We start from the raw sequence: 17,590 nt of genomic DNA on the forward strand, positions 1-17,590 counted from the left end.
ATCTGAGCATCTTGAAAATGTAAAGCCTGATGGATCAGCAAACCTGAGGGGCCAAGAGCCGATGAAGCATGGAATGGGTGTTTGTTGCTTTTTTTGAATTTACCATCCTACAAAAGTGAATGAGTGTGATCCCCAAGGGAAACTGTTGGTCTCATTAACAAGCGGCGTTGTTGTAAATAGCATATCAGCCAGTTACGAAATATGACAGTCAGCTTTGTGCCCAGACTGTGTAAAAACTATTGATCAACTTTTGGCCTAAGTACAAGATACTTATGATCAATGAATCTTAGTTAGCGATCCAACTTCGAGACCGAGTTTAGTATAATAAGCGGGTAAGCCAAACAAGAGAAAAGCTGATATGTCTCATCATATTAAAGTCCATTCAAGACACCAATCGACACTCTTCCCAGAAGCAATAGATGACTTTGTTACCGAAGACAATCCAATACGAGTTATCGATATGTTTGTCGGCCCACTTGATTGACTAAGCCTAGGTTTTGAAAGTGTTAATGCAAAGCTCGCCCAAGCTATCATCCAGCAACAATGCTAAAACTCTACATTTATGGTGACTTAAATCGCATTTAATCATCTCGTCGGTTAGAAAAAGAGAGTCACCGCAACGTTGAATTGACCCACCTTAACGCTACAAAACTATCATTCTGTGATAACGCTAATATTCGGTGACTAAGACATTTGATAGGTTGGGTATGACTCGGGACTAAGTTTAGTGATCGTATTCTGAATTTTTACACAGCCTGTGCCAATAGCCGCCATTGAGCTTTTGAAAAATCAACTTCACTGACCCCATCGATTTCATTCAGCTTCAATAATTATATCAACTGCTCTATCTAAAATCTTTTAGAGTGAAACCTTAAGGTTTCATTTGACACTTTAAGGTATCATCTGATACCTTAAGGTTACATTGTAATTTAGAGGAATTAATATGCAAACTAAAACGGAATTAACGCCTGCGATCGAACAACACTTCTTAACACTCATTGCTAAGTTATCTACGATATTCGGGCTTCTTTTCATCACTGACAGTATCTATACCCTAATAGAAAGTGTATTCCCAGACTCTACATGGTTAAAAATTATCGTCGGAACGTTTGGGCTAATTCTATTCATCGCTATGGGAGTGAGTTTATTTAAAGATCTGAAATTTCAAGGTAAATTAAATCGCAAGACACTTTGGTATGGTAAATTTACCGATGAATATATTAGCTATGCCAGTATGAAGGGCTACCAATACAGCTGGAATGTAATGAGTATCCTACTGCCTATACTACTGATACTCGCAAGCTTGAATGAACGAATTGAATACTTACCTGAATTTCTCAGCAGCATCTCAATTCTTGAATTTATTAAACTGAACTTTGCGATATTAATGCTTAGTTATGGTTTGCCCATACTATATATGCTGCGTAGAGAGCAGGATTAGCATGCTTGACAATAATATTGCAAAGCTTCGGGGGAAACTTAAAATATCTCAACAAGACCTAGCGGATGGTATTGGGGTATCTAGGAAAACCATAAGTACAGTGGAAACGGGACGTTTTACGCCATCGGTAGTGATTGCATTAAAACTGGCGGCTTATTTTCAAGTTACAGTAGAGAGTATTTTTAGCTTCGAAGAGTAAAAAATAAGCTGTTATATGTTGTTCACAAAATGGAGTTTCAAATGAGAAAAGAATTCGAATTCAATGTTAAAGATCATAAAATTAAAGTTACTAATTCATGGCTTCATGGGGCCAAGCTCTATGTAGATGGTGATTTTCGCGATTTTGATAAGAGCCTATCTGCAAATGGAAAAGTTGCACTTTTATCTGCTAACCTAGGTGACTTTGGTATTTTAGAAATATTTCCTGTGGCATTTTTTACTGTAGAGATAGATGCTTATTTAGTATTTGATAATACAAAGCAGCATATTTTTAGTTCTCATAAACGCTTGAGTTTAACTGAACAAAGAACAGCGTAATAAACTTATAACAATAACTTCAAACAGAAAAAATACAGTTGACTATTTACACTCTGTTCAAAATTTATCCAACTATATTTTTATGCTTAAGTAAGCATAATGATAATTTACTCAGAATAAACAAGTTAAGTATGGAGATTTAGAATGTAGGGTCAGATATTTATTTTTATTATTGGAGTTTTTGGTTTAATCGTAGGGCTTCAGACAGGTGATTATTTTTGGGCCTTTTGTGGTTTAGTAACTTTACCCTCTGGTATTCACCTTATTTACAAGTTAAAAACAGATAAAAACATCTGGGATAAATCAAACATATAACAAGTAGTTTAACGAATTCGCCAGTAAACAACGCTCGTCCGCTAACTCGGCGTTAATGTGCGCTTTAGAGCTATAGCTCAATCATAAACCGAATATCCCCTATGTCTATAATTCGCTCAAAAAAGCCTATCGTATTTGAGCATATTTTCGTGTTTGAACGCTTAAATCAGATGTGTGGTGTTGCCCAAAAAGCGATAATAATTATCATTCTGTGAGGCTTTCACTAATTACTCGAAACTCACGGTTGCCTTTTCACTTATTTATCACCATCGATATAAATATTGTTTTACTCACCCATTCAGCATCAGGATCTGATTCCCATCCTATTTTATAGTCTAAACGGTTGATACCAAAGCTTGTGCTTAACTGGTCTTGACTATCTATCAACATAAAATTCACTGGTTGGGTTATATTCTTGATCGTTAAATCCCCTAAGACTTGATATCCCTCTTCAGTCATTTCAATCTTAGTACTCACAAATTTTCCGAGAGCGTGGTTTTCGACATCGAACCAGTCAAATTCAGGTAACGTGCTGTCGTAAATACTATCTCCTGTTTTTGCAGAGCTCATGTAAAAGGTGGCAATGATACTAGGATTGCTTTGAGGTGGCAGTGTGAGTGTGGCCTCCCAGCGCTCAAACTTACCTTCGAAATTCATACCTGCATGCTGGCCAGAAAAAGCCACAGAGCCTGATTGATGACTGCTTTTAAGTTCTGCTTGGACAACTGTTGTAGCTAAACTTAAATACAGTGCAATGAAAAATGACATCAGCATTCCCATCGAAAACGTTCTGTTTAAAAACGAGCTATTTACAGGAGTCTTCATTTTTTATTCCACCACATTCGGCTAATTAAATTTATATTATGTTTTTTCTTGTGCCACAAGAACGCACCAACATGGCCAACAATAGAAGTAGCAAGAATAGCGGCGGTTATCCAGTGCACATTGTTAGCCAATACCTGTAGCGTTTTATTTCTCGCCACTCCTGGAATATGTGGCCACTTAATCCAGTCCACAAACACAAACGTGGGTAAACCAAACGGACTAGCCGACACCATTAACCATCCGGACAAAGGCATAGTAACCAGTGCTACATAAAGAAATATATGCCCCAACTTGGCTTTGAACACCTGTTGGGGGTTAAGACTATCAGGTAAGGCCGGAGCCTGAGTAAACACCCTTGTTCCTATCCTCAGGATCAAAGCCCAAAGGATTACCACACCCGAGGCCTTATGTATTTGAAAAACCCGGTATTGGTCAGCCTTGCTAATATCGGCATTGACCATGTAAAGACCGCTGGCAAACATAAATAATAAAGCGAGTGCAATAGACCAGTGCAGCACAATACTAAGGCTGTGGTATCGTTGTAATGAGGGTGTCATTTTTTTGATTCTTCGCTTAGCTACTTATCAGAATGTATGAATTCACCTTCTATCAAAACCTCTACACTGTCACCTATACTTGGTATATATTTACCCATCCCGAATTCTGAACGCACTATATTAGTCGTCGCAGAAAAACCCAGAGTCGGTTTACCCGTAAATGGCTGTTTTGTCATAGCACCATTTAACACTACGTCTAAAGAAATAACCTTGGTGACACCTAAAAAGGTTAGATTGCCTTTCATCACAGCCGTTTTTTCAGTAGTCATATCGATAGAGGTTGACGCAAATTTAATGTTTGCAAATGTTTTAGCATTAAACCAATCTTTTTCAGTCGCTAAAATATTATTGAAGTCTTTTTCAGCAGCATTGGGGTAAGCAGTTTGTATGGACATAGGGTTAATACTGGCTGTGACTTGGCTTTTTGTTATATCACTTGCGTCGTAATTAATAGCAGCATCAAATTCTGCAAACCGAGCAACATAGTTTGACAGACCTAAATGAGACACCTTCCAGACAATCGATGCATGGCTTAAATCTACCTTATATTCACCTGTTGGCATGTCATTGAAGGTACTTTTTGCAAACGCCCATGAAATACAGCTCGATAAACCTAAAACAAAAACGATGGCACTAATTTTGACTAATTTCATACTAATAGCTCCTTAAAATTCATTGGATATTCATTAGTTACGAAATGTTCTAGCAAATTGCAGCCAACATAGACTGTCCTATTTCAATATAGGCATTGGCATCTTCACTGCCTTTGACTTTAAGGTGATCGGCAAAACCAAGTCGAGCACTCATGGCAAACCAAAATACAGCACTGATGAAGCTAACGATACGCCATAGCGTCGACTTTGCCCATTTAAGCGCAAAAGTGATGGAGACTACGTAGAGTACGAACCCGGCTAATTTAGATGATGCCCAACCATTCACAAAAGGATACAAGTTAAGGGGATTAACAGAAACCAAATAAATAAACGTTAGAATAAACAGGGTATACAAAATATGTGGTCCAATTTTCAGGAGCTTATTATTGACCTTGTCAGAGCCTTTCATTGTTAACACAAAGTTAATAATGAAGAAGATAAAAGTAAGTGTAATTATCGTCAGGTGGGCGTGCTTAACTATCATGTACATGTTGTTGTTCCCTAGAGTTTTATTATTTATAACTATTACTTAAATCATCAGTAAATAGTTTGCTCGAGCCAGCCAGAATCATATCAAATTTGAAACCTGTGGGATCAGAGCCGTTGATATTATATAGCATCAGTAGCTTACACGTGAATAGTTACTTTTGAGTTAACACCGTAAGGAGTTTCTTAACTTAAGAAGTACATATTTAATTTATTTGGAATCGGGCGGGGATATATTACATCCGCACCCTGTGGTAGTTGTCGAGTCCATGACTAATAACAAAGTGTTTTTTAATCTGCAAACACCAAAAAATATTAACACTATTATCCTAGGTCTAATCGATATTATAAATATTGCACATTACATTAGCATTATTCTCATACAGACTAATCCGAATTTTTAACACATTAGAAATTTATTATTTCTTGGAGTGACGCTTGCGTGTTGTTTGGCGTGTTGTTTGGCGTTTTTTCTGTTGCTTAATTTTATCCAGCCAAACAGAAATAATTACTGCCCCTATCAAACCAACAAAAAAAACAACAATTGCGACGCCTGTCCAAAAACAGAGTTGTTCATAAACACAAGGTAAGCCTATCTGAATTCCGCTTTTGTTCACAACAAACTTCTACTCACCTAACAATAAAAAAAGGTTATATTGCATGGAAAAGTAACAAGGTTGCAATAAAAAATGAATAAAATAAAGCCGCTAAATTTAGCGGCTTTATTAACAATAGTAAAATTGAAGGGGTCTAAAATCTCACTTGTTAATCTTTACTCTCTGCTTCAGGTTTAGCTGCTGCTGGCTTAGCTACTGCTGGCTTAGCTACTGCTGGCTTAGCTACTGCTGGCTTAGCTACTGCTGGCTTAGCTACTGCTGGCTTAGCTGCTGCTGGCTTAGCTGCTGCTGGCTTAGCTGTTGCTTTTGTAGAAGAGGCTTTGGACGATGTTTTAGTCGCAGTTTTGGCGGGAGTTTTTTTTGCAGTTGTCGTTGTTTTTTTCTCAGCTGCTTTTTGTTGAGCTAATTTAGCGACGACTTCAATAAGAGTATCAACACGTTGCGATAACATATCAACTTGCTGATCACGACTTTCGTTACCAAAACCAAGCTTAGCTCTTAGTGCTGAAATTTTGTCCTTTAACATATTTTTGGCCTCTATTTTTGCTTGTAATTGCGTTTCTACCGACTCACCTTTTACTAGTAAGTCATTTACAAATGCGGATCCATCAACAAATAGTTGGTCAAACTTATTAGCCGCTTTTTCACGTCCAATGTCATAAGTACCAACTCCAGCTAACCAAGTTTTATGTACTAAATCTATAGTTTTTTTAGCCGTATTCAAATTGATTCTCCTAATATCTTAGCTCACGCCAATACAAGATAAAAAATTAAATACCCAACTTTAAACCAGAACTTATGGCTCTATGATTACGCTGGGTATCAAAACAATTATTTTGCAGCTAGTTTTGCAACAGCGTCAGTTAGCGCATCAATCTTTGCTGATAACTCTTCAACTTTCTGATCATCAGTTGTGTTGTCTAGACCGAGTTTTTTACGTACTTCTGCAACACGCGTTTCAACTTTGTCTTTTACTTGAAACTTGTCTTTGGCTTCAGTTTCAATTTTAGAACCTTTTACGACTAGTTCATCGAACATTTTGCTCGCTTCGACACTGATTTTTTCGTAACGACCTTGTGCTTCATCAAAACTTTTACCATATGCACCCAATCCTGCAAGCCATATTTTACGTGCAAATTCTTCTGCTTCGTTCACTTTACCTTTGATAGAATCTAATTTAGTCATGGGTCTTTCCTCGTTTAAATAATCGGATTGTCTGGATTGAGGATAATGTTAAAGAAACGAATTAGAAACTGCATACTAATTGAACAGATAATTTGATTTTTTTGAAAAGAATCACATGTCGTTGAAATACATATGATTTTATTATGAATAGATGCGGCTGATAAAATAACCAGCCGAATTATAGTTTTATAACAGACTAGTCTACTAATCCTTTTGGCATATCTGCGCGTAATTCTTGCCAGATTTTACCACTTTCGATGCCATAGTCTCTGATCACCAAAGGAACACTTTCGTAATCGCCTTTCACAGCAAGTTCGAGTAATTGCTTGTAATAACTGCGTGTTAAATCCCTAGATTTTTGATTCGAAAAATAATAACCGCCAATACGTGAGTATAACCCTCTAAAGCCATTCATCATTAATACATACACAGGATTACCAGAAGCAAATGCTAAATCATGATTTAGTTGATAATCGCATTGAGCAAAGGTTTTACCATCATCAGGAACATCACTATACCACTTCAATATTTCGATGGTTTTGTCCTGTTGATGACGGATAGCGCCGCGGATAAACACCGCGCTTAAATTAGTTCTAGCGGCTAGCAGGTGGTCAACAAGTTCAGGGATACCATCTTCATCGAGTCGAGCTAAGGTTTCTAATATATTAAGACCCGAGGTTTCCCAGAAATTATTAACCTTGGTGGGCTTTCCATGTTTGATAGTTAACCAGCCGTCACGTGCTAAGCGTTGCAATACTTCACGCAAAGTCGTTCGAGTGACACCAATCAGTTCAGATAATTCACGCTCTGCGGGGAGAATTGTACCTGGAGGAAAGCGACCACTCCAGATAGATTCCACTATATATTCTTCAGCGAACCCTGCCGGACTTTGTGCCTTGTATATCATCAACCACTCACTTCCATATTGTTTGTTTTTTTATTTATTATAGACTGATTGTACCAGATGAATTTTACTGGTAACAACGAAACTTTGAATTGTTAACAAAATATTGCAGAAAGCAGAAAAATTTCACTTAAATGTGTGCTAACTATGGGATTTTGAGTTTATTATTGGGTACACTCTGCAAATCGTTGATTCAATAATTATAATATTCAGCAAGGAGTTTTGCTTATGCAAATGTCGGTACCTCAAGCGGTAGCAGCCAATTTTTTGGGAAAAGCCCCAAGTTGGTATAAACAGGCTATTGTCGCCTTTCTTATCATCAATCCCATTTTATTTATATTTAATCCTTATATAGCAGGCTGGGCGTTAGTACTAGAATTTATTTTCACTCTAGCGATGGCATTAAAATGTTATCCGTTACAACCGGGTGGTCTCTTGCTGATGCAAGCGATGTTTATTGGTATGACAACACCAGAACATATGAAACATGAAATGGTGGTGAATATTGAGGTCATCCTACTCTTAGTGTTTATGGTGGCCGGTATCTACTTTATGAAGGGGTTATTACTTTATCTGTTCACTAAATTACTGATAAAACTTAAAAACAAGATTGCACTATCTATAGCATTTGCTGCTGCTTGTGCGATTTTATCGGCATTCTTAGATGCGCTAACAGTTGTGGCAGTTATTATTACGGTAGGTTTAGGTTTTTACTCTATTTACCACAAAGTTGCATCAGGTAAAGACTTTCATTCTGAACACGATTACTCACACGACGATGAAGTGCCTCACCTTAGTCGTAATAATTTAGAAGACTTCAGAGCATTTTTACGTAATCTGATGATGCATGCCGGAATAGGTACTGCATTGGGTGGGGTAATGACTATGGTAGGTGAGCCACAAAACCTAATCATCGCAGATAAAGCTGGGTGGGACTTTGTGGAGTTCTTTATTCGCATGTCTCCTATCACTATTCCAGTATTTTTTGCCGGATTAGCCACTACTTTTATTGTTGAAAAATTTAAACTGTTCAGTTACGGCGCAGAATTACCACCAGTAGTTAGGCAAATATTGACTGATTATGACAAAGACGTCGAAGCTAACTTAACCACTCAAGATAAAGTTAAATTAGCGGTACAAGGTTTGATTGCCGTTTGGTTAGTTGTAGGTTTAGCAGGGCATTTAGCCGCAGTTGGATTAATTGGGTTGTCTATTATTGTTTTGACTACTTCTATGGGCGGTGTAATTGACGAGCACTCTATAGGCAAAGCCTTTGAAGAAGCTTTACCCTTTACTGCTTTGTTATGTGTGTTTTTTGGTATCGTGGCGGTAATCATCGACCAAGGCCTGTTTAGTCCTGTGATTAACTGGGTATTAACCTTTGAAGGTAAAACACAGTTAGTCATGTTTTACTTAGCCAATGGTTTGTTATCCATGGTCAGTGACAACGTGTTTGTTGGTTCGGTATATATCACTGAAGTGACAGCAGCACTTAATAGTGGAGCCATAACCCGTGACCAATTTGATTTATTGGCGGTTGCCATTAATACCGGAACTAACCTTCCTAGTGTTGCCACACCTAACGGTCAGGCCGCTTTTTTGTTCTTACTAACGTCAGCTATAGCACCACTTCTCAGATTGTCTTATGGCACTATGGTGTATATGGCATTGCCTTATACTGTGGTATTAACACTCGTTGGCTTGGCTGCGACTTACTTCGGATTATACGACTTAACACAGTGGTTGTATGACATGCACTTTATTGAGCATCACTCTGGGATGGCACCCGGCAGTGAAGCTATACCTCACTAAACGAGGATGCACTTTGCTAAATAAACTATCATCATTATCTACTGATAAAAGGGCGTGGGGACTACTATTTGTCTCTGCGCTGTGCTTAGAAGTTGCCGCATTGTATTTCCAACATGTTACAGATTTACGCCCTTGCATCATGTGTATTTACCAACGAACTGCCGTGTTTGGGGTAATGTTTGCTGCGATACCAGCGATGCTAGTTAATAATCTATTCACCCGATTAATTGGTTATATCGGTTGGGGAGTATCCGCTATTTGGGGTTTACTTATAGCCATTGAACATGTGAATATTCAAACTGCAGTCAACCCATTTTTTGCTAGCTGCGAGTTTGTGCCTAATTTCCCTAGCTGGGGGCCCTTACATGAATGGTTGCCGAATATTTTCGGTGCAACAGGTGATTGCGGTGATATAAACTGGTCATTTATGGATATGTCTATGCCGCAATGGATGATTGTGATCTTTGCAATTTATTCAATAATTTGGGCTGTCATCTTGGCTAGCCGAGTATTGGTTAAACGTAGTCTGTGATGCTAAGCACAGATTAACAGGTTCGCTATTGGCTCAAACCAATAGTTGTGGGCTTGAATAAATATTAAATGCAATTGCTGATCCAGTCGAAGATTGTGACGATTTTACAAAGCCAAGCAGGCAGATATCACAATCTTTGGCTAAATCGATGGCTAAACTAGATGGAGCCCCCATAGCAACAATATAACGAATATTTACCATGGCCGCTTTTTGTACCAGTTCAAAACTGGCTCTTGAGCTTAACACCACACCTAGGACTGACTCATCTGAATGACTATCAACTGCCAACATGTCCAAGTTGGCGCCTATTAGTTTATCAAAAGCATTGTGTCTGCCCACATCTTCACGCACATCCAAAACTTGTAAACGTTGTTCAGTTTGGTCTGCTCGAACAGCCAAATCAAATAGCCCCACACCATGATTACCACCCGTTTGACCGAATATCACTTGTTTGTCTCTTAATTGTTGTGTCAGTGAGTGAATAGCGGTAATCGCAAGCAAGGGGGATTGGGCATCTCTGGTGAAGCCTTGAGGTAATTGCTCTAAAATATTTTCGATGCTTTGCTGGCCACATACTCCACAAGCTGAATTCATCACTTCAACTCGTTGATATGCAACAAGATCAAAATTTGCCCCTGCAGCCAAATTGACTTGTACTCGATTGGTGGACTGGTTTTTCAAGCGCCCCGTGCCTGTATGTTTAATTGAAGAAATTTTTGTGATGTCCTCAATGGCTCCACTTGAATATAACCAGCCTCTAACCAAATTCAGATCGTCACCAGGGGTGCGCATAGTGGTAAATAATAATTTTGGAGGCAAGTTCGGAGCAGCAGATAACCATATTTCTAAGGGTTCTTCCGTCACAACCACATCGTTACAGGCAATACACTCTGGAATTGCGTCAAACTCGCCAGAGTGAGAGATTTTAACTACCGAATACTGTTTAATAGATTTCAAGACAGAAGGCTACAACAAATAAGAATGACGCCTACGCTACCTTAGGCGATTAAAAGGGTAAAGATGTAATACCTAAAATAAATATCCAGCCTGCAAAAAACAACTTTAGATTTTTGGCTGAGAAATACAATACCAATTGTTTGGCTAAAATACCGCCTACTATTGCACCAGCCCCAGCAAAGAGTACCACTGGCCAATAAATCGCTTGTGTAATCAGTAAGTGAAAAATTATTCCTCCCCATACCGTCAACGCACTCAAAATGACGGCAGCAGCAATCGCAAAAGTGACATTAAAGCGACGTATGATTAAATACACCGCCACCAACTCGCCGACCCCGATGGATAACCAAGCAGTAATTCCCCCCCCTACTAAAGCAATGGTTGGCAAAAAGATATAGTCAAACAAAGTCAGTTCGGTATTAAAGTTTTGATTACTCAACAAAAATACTGTTGCAAAAATAGCTAATGCTAAGCCTATTGAAAAAACCCCAAAACCGGTATGCAAACTGTTGGGATCGCTAAAATGAGCAAAAAATTGAGGGTTAATTTGCACCATCCACAGACCTAAAACAGAAGGTGGAACAGTTAACAATAGGGCCTTACCTAAAGGTTGCCAATATGCAGACTCTGGCAGGTTACTGGCTTTAAGCTGTTTGTAAAACGCCCACCATGTCAGGGCTCCAGCGGTCATACCGCAACACTGGATTGCAAAACTGGTAGCAACAGAAGTGGCAACAGAAAAATCCATTTGATTGAAAAAAGGCACAAAAACAACACCGCCACCTGCACCAGTAGCATTAGCAAAAATAGCACCCAACAGACCCAAAAAGACAAAACCTCCGTATTCTTGTATTAGGGTGAGTGTCTGGGTTTGCCAAAACAATATGACTAACCATACAAACAGCAAAAATACACGAATATGCTTGGCAGACATTTTTAAAAACATAAAAATCACATGACCTATACTAGGAAATAAAAAGCGGACTCTGCCAGAATATAACAACTGAAACAAAGAAAAGATCAACAAATGGTTAAACTAAAACACAAACATGACTCGGTTACTTTAACCCTGCAACCCAATCGCTCAGCTAATTGGCGACAAAATAAAATTATCATTATGGTTATGGCAGCATTTGTAATGGTTATTGCGATTGCGTGGAGTGTAGTAGGTGTTTGGATAATTTTGCCCTTTGCGGGTTTTGAAGTGGGATTATTAGCGTTTTTAATGTATCGCGTGTCCTATTCTACTTATCAAAAACAAATAATTACCATTCATTCAGACAAAGTCATATTTCAGGCTGGCGTGTATTACCCCAAACGTTTTCATTCATTTTGTAAAGACAAACTGTCAGTAAAAACCATTGATGCACAAAGCGAGTTCGAACAAACCCATATCACCTTAGATGATGGGCATCAGACAATAGTCATAGGCCAATTCTTAAATCAGCCAGACCGAATCGCCACATTAGAGCACCTTAAAAAAGCCAATCTGCATATACATATTGATAAGTGGTGGAAAACCAGATGAAAACAATCAAGACATTAAATAGTTGAGGTAAACCTGCAAGTAAACGATTTAACAGACTTATTCTGTCCCTTTCGAATTATTATCAATCACCCGCTGTGTGTGGCCCAGAGAGTAAAAAGTTGAGCCTATCTCGGACATGATAAATTGATTGCTCTGGGTCATTACCAATCTGGCATCTTTTAAAAAATCAACCAATTGTTCTTCCGGCATATCTTCAGCCTGGTATGCAGCGGCCTGCTCTTTTGCCTGCCCCCACTCCACAAACTGAGACAATTTAGCCGTTTGTTGCACTAGCGCGCTAAGCCGAGTGTCTTTATCAAGATATTGCTGCAAGGCTTTAGCATTATCGGGGTCCCCTGCAACCACCAGCGCACCATTTTGCAGTGTTACTGCTACCTCAGACTCAAGATCAAAGTTTTTCGCCAAATGTGCGACTTCTCGGTTAAGTTTTTGTTGATTAAACTGGTAGTAGTTTTCAACAAGGTTAAGATCAATATCGATTTCACCGCTTTCCATTAGTGCCAACGTTTCTTCAAACTTTCCATTATTCAATCCACTTTCAAGCACATCGAGACCAGCACCAACATTTTTATTTTGATTTTTTGCAAGTGCTTGAAGCACTTCATTGGACTTTTCACTGTCACCCATGTAATTAAACAGAGATAGAGAGTTGCTAATAATTTCCATGATGATCACTGCCTACGTTATTTAGCCATAACCAAGCAACTAACACGCCAGTATGATTCATATTTGTAAAGGTACTGTGTGCACCTAGGTAAGGGGTTTAGTGGTATATATTCCAGCACAAAACCCAAAATATCAATTTTAGTCAGGCAACAATTTGCCAATTATTGGATATATGGTATTAAAATGTCACTATTGAGTAAAAAGCAATGAGTTATTCAATATAAAAAGAGCTCAGTCCAGAGCAGGCGGCCCATTTTAAGGCTGACTTAAAAAGCGATACAGAAATGCTGAAACCCGGTTTAGTGTATGAAATTGTGGCTGATAGCGTAAGAATTCCGCGCAGTGAATAAAACTGCCTGCTACTTTTGCCGATTGTAGAATGGGTATTAGCGGTCACTGCCGTCTGTGGCAATGACCGCTTTACAAGTGCTACTTAACTTAAAACTTCAGTACATTAATTTCCAAGTTATTTAACTTATTCTCAAGACCAGTATGATACAGCGCTTCAATCGCTTTGGCGCCAGAGTATTCAGCCACAGTGACTTTGTTATTCATGTGCACCGCAAAACTTTGCCAAGCTTTTGCATAGCGCTGCGCAAAACCAGCATGACCCCATTCGCCGGTACGTTTTTTCACTTGGCTAGGAGCAAAGAAAAACTCACTGTCTAAGTACCCATCAGGTTTATCTTGCTGCGCATCCACATCAGTCGAACCAATTAGGACTAACTTGCCGAGATGATTAGCAAACTGTTTTTGTAAATTCAGCAATAAACTCTTGTTGCCTGCAAAATCCAACACCCAACTAGTCTTATCTTGACCAAGTTGGACAATTTCATCATAACTGAGTACTTGATCGTAACAGTCTAAGTCTTGGGTAAAAGTTTTGTTGCTAGCTGAAGTTAAGCCAATCACTTGATAGTCTAATCCCCGTTCGGCTTTATGTTTCATCAACAAATGCGCCGCACCATAAGCCGTTTTACTAGACGCACTGGTTAATATCACTTGTTTAACAGGTTGCGCAGCAGCGACTAAGCCTTCGCCAACATAATCATCTAGTACAAAAGACGTCATAAACAATGGGCGGTAATTTAGTTGCCATGCTTCTCTCTCAACTTGATAACCGGGATCAGTTGCACAACGTACATAGTTATCATATACAGGTGAGATACTTTTACGTTTTTCACTGATATCAAAAAAGTGAGTAGGCGATATTTTACCTGCTTTGATCACTAAATGGCTTGCCATAGGCAAGTACCCAAATACTTTTTCGCCTACTTTTACATCAGCATGATTTGACTCAAGCACAGTGGCAAACCCCCACATAGGTACTATGCCCCAAGCGTCATCAGCAGGGAAAAAGCCCCAATAGCCCATTTTGTCGCCGAAAACAGAGTAGGTTACATTATTGGCTGAAAAACCAAAGGTATCGATTTTCAGCAACACCTCATCGGCGTTTAATTGTGTGCTATCTAAGGTTTTTTCAACCATCTTGGTATTGGCCACATTGGACTTTTCAATCCAAATTTCGGTGACATTATGTACTTCGCTCATTTTGTTTCGCCCTAAAGTGAATTTATTCTGATAGATTAAGTATAAATACTTAAGCTCTTGATACGGCATCACGATTTTGAATGCTGTGAAATAACCCTAGATGATTAGCTCAAAGGTAAAACAACCATGCAAAACACTCCCCCTAAATTTGATATGATAATATTTGGTGCCACCAGCTTTGTTGGGCAAATATTAACGCGATACATGCTTGCTCAGTTTGCCGTTGAAGGTAAACTTAAATGGGCGATTGCCGGGCGCTCACAAAGTAAATTAAACGAATTAAAATTATCGTTAGGTGCAGCAGGAGAGACACTTGATATCGTAGTCGCCGATGCAGCAGATGAAGACAGCTTACACTCATTGTGTGTGTCAACCCGAGTGGTTATATCAACAGTTGGACCTTATGCACTTTATGGTGAACCTTTAGTGAAAACTTGTGTGGCTTTGGGCACAGATTATTGCGATCTAACGGGTGAAGTGCAATGGATAGCCAAAATGTTAGAGCGTTATGAAGACCAAGCTAAAGTAAGCGGTGCACGTATTGTTAATAGTTGTGGTTTTGACTCTATCCCGTCTGATTTAGGGGTGTATTTTTTACAGCAACATGCCAAACAAAAATTTGGTCAGACTTGTAGCAGTATCAAAATGCGGGTCAAAAAAATGAAAGGTGCAGCATCAGGTGGCACTGTTGCCAGCATGACCAATATATTTAAAGAGGTGGCGAGTAACCCTGCCCTGCGCAAACTGTTAGCTAATCCCTATGCGATTTGCCCGCCAGATCATGGCAATACTGTGCGCCAAAACAATATGAATAGCCCACAGTTTGACAACGACTTTAACAGTTGGGTAGCGCCTTTTGTCATGGCGGTCATTAACACCCGAATTGTACATAGAAGTAATGCGTTAGTTGAAGATGGCTACAGTCAAAATTTTGAATACAATGAAGCCATGTTAACCGGCAAAGGATTAATGGGCAGTGGTATCGCAGCAGGCGTGGGATTGGGACTAGGCGGCTTTGCCATGGCGGCGGTGATCCCGCCGACTCGCTGGGCAATGGAAAAATTCATGTTACCCAAACCCGGTGAAGGCCCAAGCCAAGACGCCCAAGAAAAGGGTTTTTACGACTTACGTTTTTATGGAAAAACCGATAGTGGCCAAGAAATTCGCTGCAAAGTAACGGGCGATCAAGATCCAGGTTATGGCTCTACCGCTAAAATGTTAGGGCAATCTGCAGCATGTTTAGCTCAAGACATCAGCAAAGATAATGTACCTGGTGGGTTCTGGACACCAGCCAGTATTTTCGGCTCTAAACTAATCACACGCTTAGAAAGTCATGCGGGTTTAACCTTTGAACTTATCGATTAAGCATTAAAAAATCGATTGAGTATCATTACCTTGATGACATCTCAATCGATTACTCCAATATTTAGTCTAACAAAACGACCCAGCAAGTCTTCAACAACTTGGGGCAATACCCATCAGTGGCAATGGTATTGTTGGCCTCAAAACCACTCATGACTTACTTAGCCGCGATGGTGTTGTGCCTCTTGCTTTATCATTCGATACTGTAGAGCTATGGCTCGCAGTCTTACAGACATGGCTATTGCGTTAGTTGTTATGACAGGGGTGGCTTGGGTCGTTGAATCTGCACTGTAGTCAATGCTCAATATCGCTGCTGCCCCTGTTTAAGTGAATGAAACTACTAGCGACTAAATGAGTAGTGGCTATACATCATTTTTCTATAGCATCATAATATTTGAGTTTTCTATAACAAACCCGCAACTGGCTAGCCATGCAACTGCCATTTCAGCATGAGTAAATATTTGCCGTTCATAATACTCATCAGTAGGAGGCAAAAGTCTCTCTAAATGCATCTCTTTAGTCCCATTAGTAGTATAAACATGACAATCCTTGATACAGCCATTAGCTAAAAACCAAGTACAATGTTCTTCAACATGTTTGGCTATTTCTGGCACGCCTAATTCCCAGTCTTCAAATATAGAAAGGATAGCCCACTCTTTACCTATGAGGGGAGTTGCTTTAGCTTGAAAGTCTTCAATATAAGCTATAATGGCTTCTTCGTTCCATCCATCAGAAAAGCGCTGCACAATAACGTTACCACACACTTCAATCTTCCAATCGCCGTGAATTTCAAACATTATGTTCGCTCTTGAGACTGAGAATTTGAGGCTTATAGTTATTTATTTCTGATTCAATCATTATCGAATACCTATTATCATAGTTTGTGAGGGCTACTTTTTGCCCAAAGTATGGGCTGACGCATCAAATTTTCCATGACTCGTTAGTACCATTTTTAGTCGTTAAAAACAGTTTGTATAACTAAAAATCCAATAAGTCATCCAACCATAATTATCAATACTTAGCTTATCAATACATAGATAGTTTAGATGCGTTGCGGGTAACATACCATAACCAGTCCCCCCTTAAACAATCCTGTATAACTTTGCCTTTCTTATGTTTGTACATCGCAGCATCAGCATCTTGAATCATTTGTTCTGAAGTTTTTTGGTATTATATTGAAAATGTTCTAACCTCACACTGTATTCAATTTTGTATGGTTTATTTATTGTTGCATTTGCGTCTGCAACAGCGGCGGCAAATCGCATTAAAGCTCCGGAGATATTCATTTTAGTCATTCATATGCATTTGAAATCATCAAATAATGGTTGGATCCTATGTGTATATTAAGTACAAAATAATAAACCGTTACAATTGGTAAAAATACCTAACTTGATCATGGTAAAACAACAGTAACGTTAAAGAGTCATTCTGTAAGGCAACCCAGTCAATACTTATCAGCATTGCATCTGCAATTAGTCAGTTTGGGATCCTCACTATTTTGTGATGGGTTAATAATATTGTTGTGAATGTCGGTATCCGTTTCGCCAAGTCAACACCTCTTCTATCCAGGACTATTGAATAGATCAGGGATAGCGTTTAATCTTCTTCTGCACCTCAAAGGCGCAGTCAAGCTTCAAAAAA

The 17,590-nt window shown here is 39.1% G+C and carries 19 protein-coding genes and 1 pseudogene; 8 read left to right on the plus strand and 12 right to left on the minus strand.

The window, feature by feature from the left end:
* Window positions 1–358: 358 nt before the first annotated feature.
* From CXF95_RS02845 to CXF95_RS02860, 4 genes and pseudogenes are all read left to right on the plus strand, one after another.
* Window positions 359–582: pseudogene (locus tag CXF95_RS02845) on the plus strand (IS5/IS1182 family transposase); the annotation flags it as partial.
* 361 nt (window positions 583–943) lie between these two features.
* The gene (locus tag CXF95_RS02850) at window positions 944–1,441 is read left to right on the plus strand and encodes a hypothetical protein (protein WP_101197302.1); all 498 of its coding nucleotides are present in this window, start codon (window positions 944–946) and stop codon (window positions 1,439–1,441) included.
* Between the two features lies 1 nt (window position 1,442).
* Window positions 1,443–1,640 (plus strand): helix-turn-helix transcriptional regulator, encoded by a 198-nt coding sequence (locus tag CXF95_RS02855; RefSeq protein ID WP_101197303.1) that lies wholly within the window; start codon window positions 1,443–1,445, stop codon window positions 1,638–1,640.
* A 41-nt stretch (window positions 1,641–1,681) separates the two neighbouring features.
* Entirely contained in the window at window positions 1,682–1,978 is a 297-nt protein-coding gene (locus CXF95_RS02860) for a hypothetical protein (protein ID WP_101197304.1), read from the plus strand.
* Window positions 1,979–2,545: 567 nt separating this feature from the next.
* Here the strand turns inward: CXF95_RS02860 and CXF95_RS02865 are convergent.
* The 7 genes from CXF95_RS02865 to fadR form a co-directional block, all read right to left on the minus strand.
* Window positions 2,546–3,061, minus strand: a complete 516-nt coding sequence (locus CXF95_RS02865; protein ID WP_232787611.1) for a YceI family protein — start codon at window positions 3,059–3,061, stop codon at window positions 2,546–2,548.
* Window positions 3,062–3,114: 53 nt separating this feature from the next.
* The gene (locus tag CXF95_RS02870; protein WP_101197306.1) at window positions 3,115–3,675 is read right to left on the minus strand and encodes a cytochrome b; all 561 of its coding nucleotides are present in this window, start codon (window positions 3,673–3,675) and stop codon (window positions 3,115–3,117) included.
* 20 nt (window positions 3,676–3,695) lie between these two features.
* Window positions 3,696–4,328 (minus strand): YceI family protein, encoded by a 633-nt coding sequence (locus tag CXF95_RS02875; protein WP_101197307.1) that lies wholly within the window; start codon window positions 4,326–4,328, stop codon window positions 3,696–3,698.
* Between the two features lie 49 nt (window positions 4,329–4,377).
* Window positions 4,378–4,818 carry a SirB2 family protein gene (locus CXF95_RS02880; protein WP_101197308.1) on the minus strand — a complete coding sequence of 147 codons (441 nt, stop codon included), beginning with the start codon at window positions 4,816–4,818 and terminating at the stop codon, window positions 4,378–4,380.
* 761 nt (window positions 4,819–5,579) lie between these two features.
* A complete protein-coding gene (locus CXF95_RS30305; RefSeq protein WP_232787612.1) occupies window positions 5,580–6,155 on the minus strand; it encodes a hypothetical protein in 576 nt (191 codons plus the stop codon).
* A gap of 107 nt (window positions 6,156–6,262) precedes the next feature.
* Window positions 6,263–6,616 (minus strand): phasin family protein, encoded by a 354-nt coding sequence (locus tag CXF95_RS02890; RefSeq protein ID WP_101197309.1) that lies wholly within the window; start codon window positions 6,614–6,616, stop codon window positions 6,263–6,265.
* A gap of 196 nt (window positions 6,617–6,812) precedes the next feature.
* Window positions 6,813–7,523, minus strand: a complete 711-nt coding sequence (gene fadR / locus CXF95_RS02895) for a fatty acid metabolism transcriptional regulator FadR (RefSeq protein ID WP_101197310.1) — start codon at window positions 7,521–7,523, stop codon at window positions 6,813–6,815.
* A gap of 225 nt (window positions 7,524–7,748) precedes the next feature.
* Here fadR and nhaB point away from each other — a divergent pair, with 225 nt between their 5' ends.
* Both nhaB and dsbB read left to right on the plus strand, forming a co-directional pair.
* On the plus strand, window positions 7,749–9,332 hold the full coding sequence (nhaB, locus tag CXF95_RS02900) for a sodium/proton antiporter NhaB (RefSeq protein WP_101197311.1): 1,584 nt from the start codon (window positions 7,749–7,751) through the stop codon (window positions 9,330–9,332).
* 13 nt (window positions 9,333–9,345) lie between these two features.
* Complete coding sequence (gene dsbB / locus CXF95_RS02905) at window positions 9,346–9,864, plus strand: disulfide bond formation protein DsbB (protein WP_198556480.1); 519 nt, start codon at window positions 9,346–9,348, stop codon at window positions 9,862–9,864.
* Window positions 9,865–9,897: 33 nt separating this feature from the next.
* On the opposite strand, the gene CXF95_RS02910 is transcribed toward dsbB, so the two are convergent.
* Both CXF95_RS02910 and CXF95_RS02915 read right to left on the minus strand, forming a co-directional pair.
* Complete coding sequence (locus CXF95_RS02910) at window positions 9,898–10,821, minus strand: formate dehydrogenase accessory sulfurtransferase FdhD (protein ID WP_232787614.1); 924 nt, start codon at window positions 10,819–10,821, stop codon at window positions 9,898–9,900.
* 49 nt (window positions 10,822–10,870) lie between these two features.
* A complete protein-coding gene (locus CXF95_RS02915; RefSeq protein ID WP_101197451.1) occupies window positions 10,871–11,767 on the minus strand; it encodes a sulfite exporter TauE/SafE family protein in 897 nt (298 codons plus the stop codon).
* A gap of 81 nt (window positions 11,768–11,848) precedes the next feature.
* Here CXF95_RS02915 and CXF95_RS02920 point away from each other — a divergent pair, with 81 nt between their 5' ends.
* Window positions 11,849–12,349 carry a DUF2244 domain-containing protein gene (locus tag CXF95_RS02920; RefSeq protein WP_101197313.1) on the plus strand — a complete coding sequence of 167 codons (501 nt, stop codon included), beginning with the start codon at window positions 11,849–11,851 and terminating at the stop codon, window positions 12,347–12,349.
* A gap of 57 nt (window positions 12,350–12,406) precedes the next feature.
* Here the strand turns inward: CXF95_RS02920 and CXF95_RS02925 are convergent, their stop codons facing one another.
* Window positions 12,407–13,036, minus strand: coding sequence for a hypothetical protein (locus tag CXF95_RS02925; RefSeq protein ID WP_101197314.1), 630 nt, complete (start codon window positions 13,034–13,036; stop codon window positions 12,407–12,409).
* Window positions 13,037–13,474: 438 nt separating this feature from the next.
* Window positions 13,475–14,587, minus strand: a complete 1,113-nt coding sequence (locus CXF95_RS02935) for a DUF2855 family protein (protein WP_101197315.1) — start codon at window positions 14,585–14,587, stop codon at window positions 13,475–13,477.
* A gap of 126 nt (window positions 14,588–14,713) precedes the next feature.
* On the opposite strand from CXF95_RS02935, the gene CXF95_RS02940 reads away from it, so the two are divergent.
* The gene (locus CXF95_RS02940) at window positions 14,714–15,952 is read left to right on the plus strand and encodes a trans-acting enoyl reductase family protein (protein WP_101197316.1); all 1,239 of its coding nucleotides are present in this window, start codon (window positions 14,714–14,716) and stop codon (window positions 15,950–15,952) included.
* 374 nt (window positions 15,953–16,326) lie between these two features.
* Here CXF95_RS02940 and CXF95_RS02950 read toward each other — a convergent pair whose 3' ends face one another.
* A complete protein-coding gene (locus tag CXF95_RS02950) occupies window positions 16,327–16,746 on the minus strand; it encodes a hypothetical protein (RefSeq protein WP_101197317.1) in 420 nt (139 codons plus the stop codon).
* Window positions 16,747–17,590 lie beyond the last annotated feature (844 nt).

Origin of the sequence: Paraglaciecola sp. MB-3u-78, from assembly GCF_002835935.1 — a bacterium.
Classification (GTDB): domain Bacteria; phylum Pseudomonadota; class Gammaproteobacteria; order Enterobacterales; family Alteromonadaceae; genus Paraglaciecola.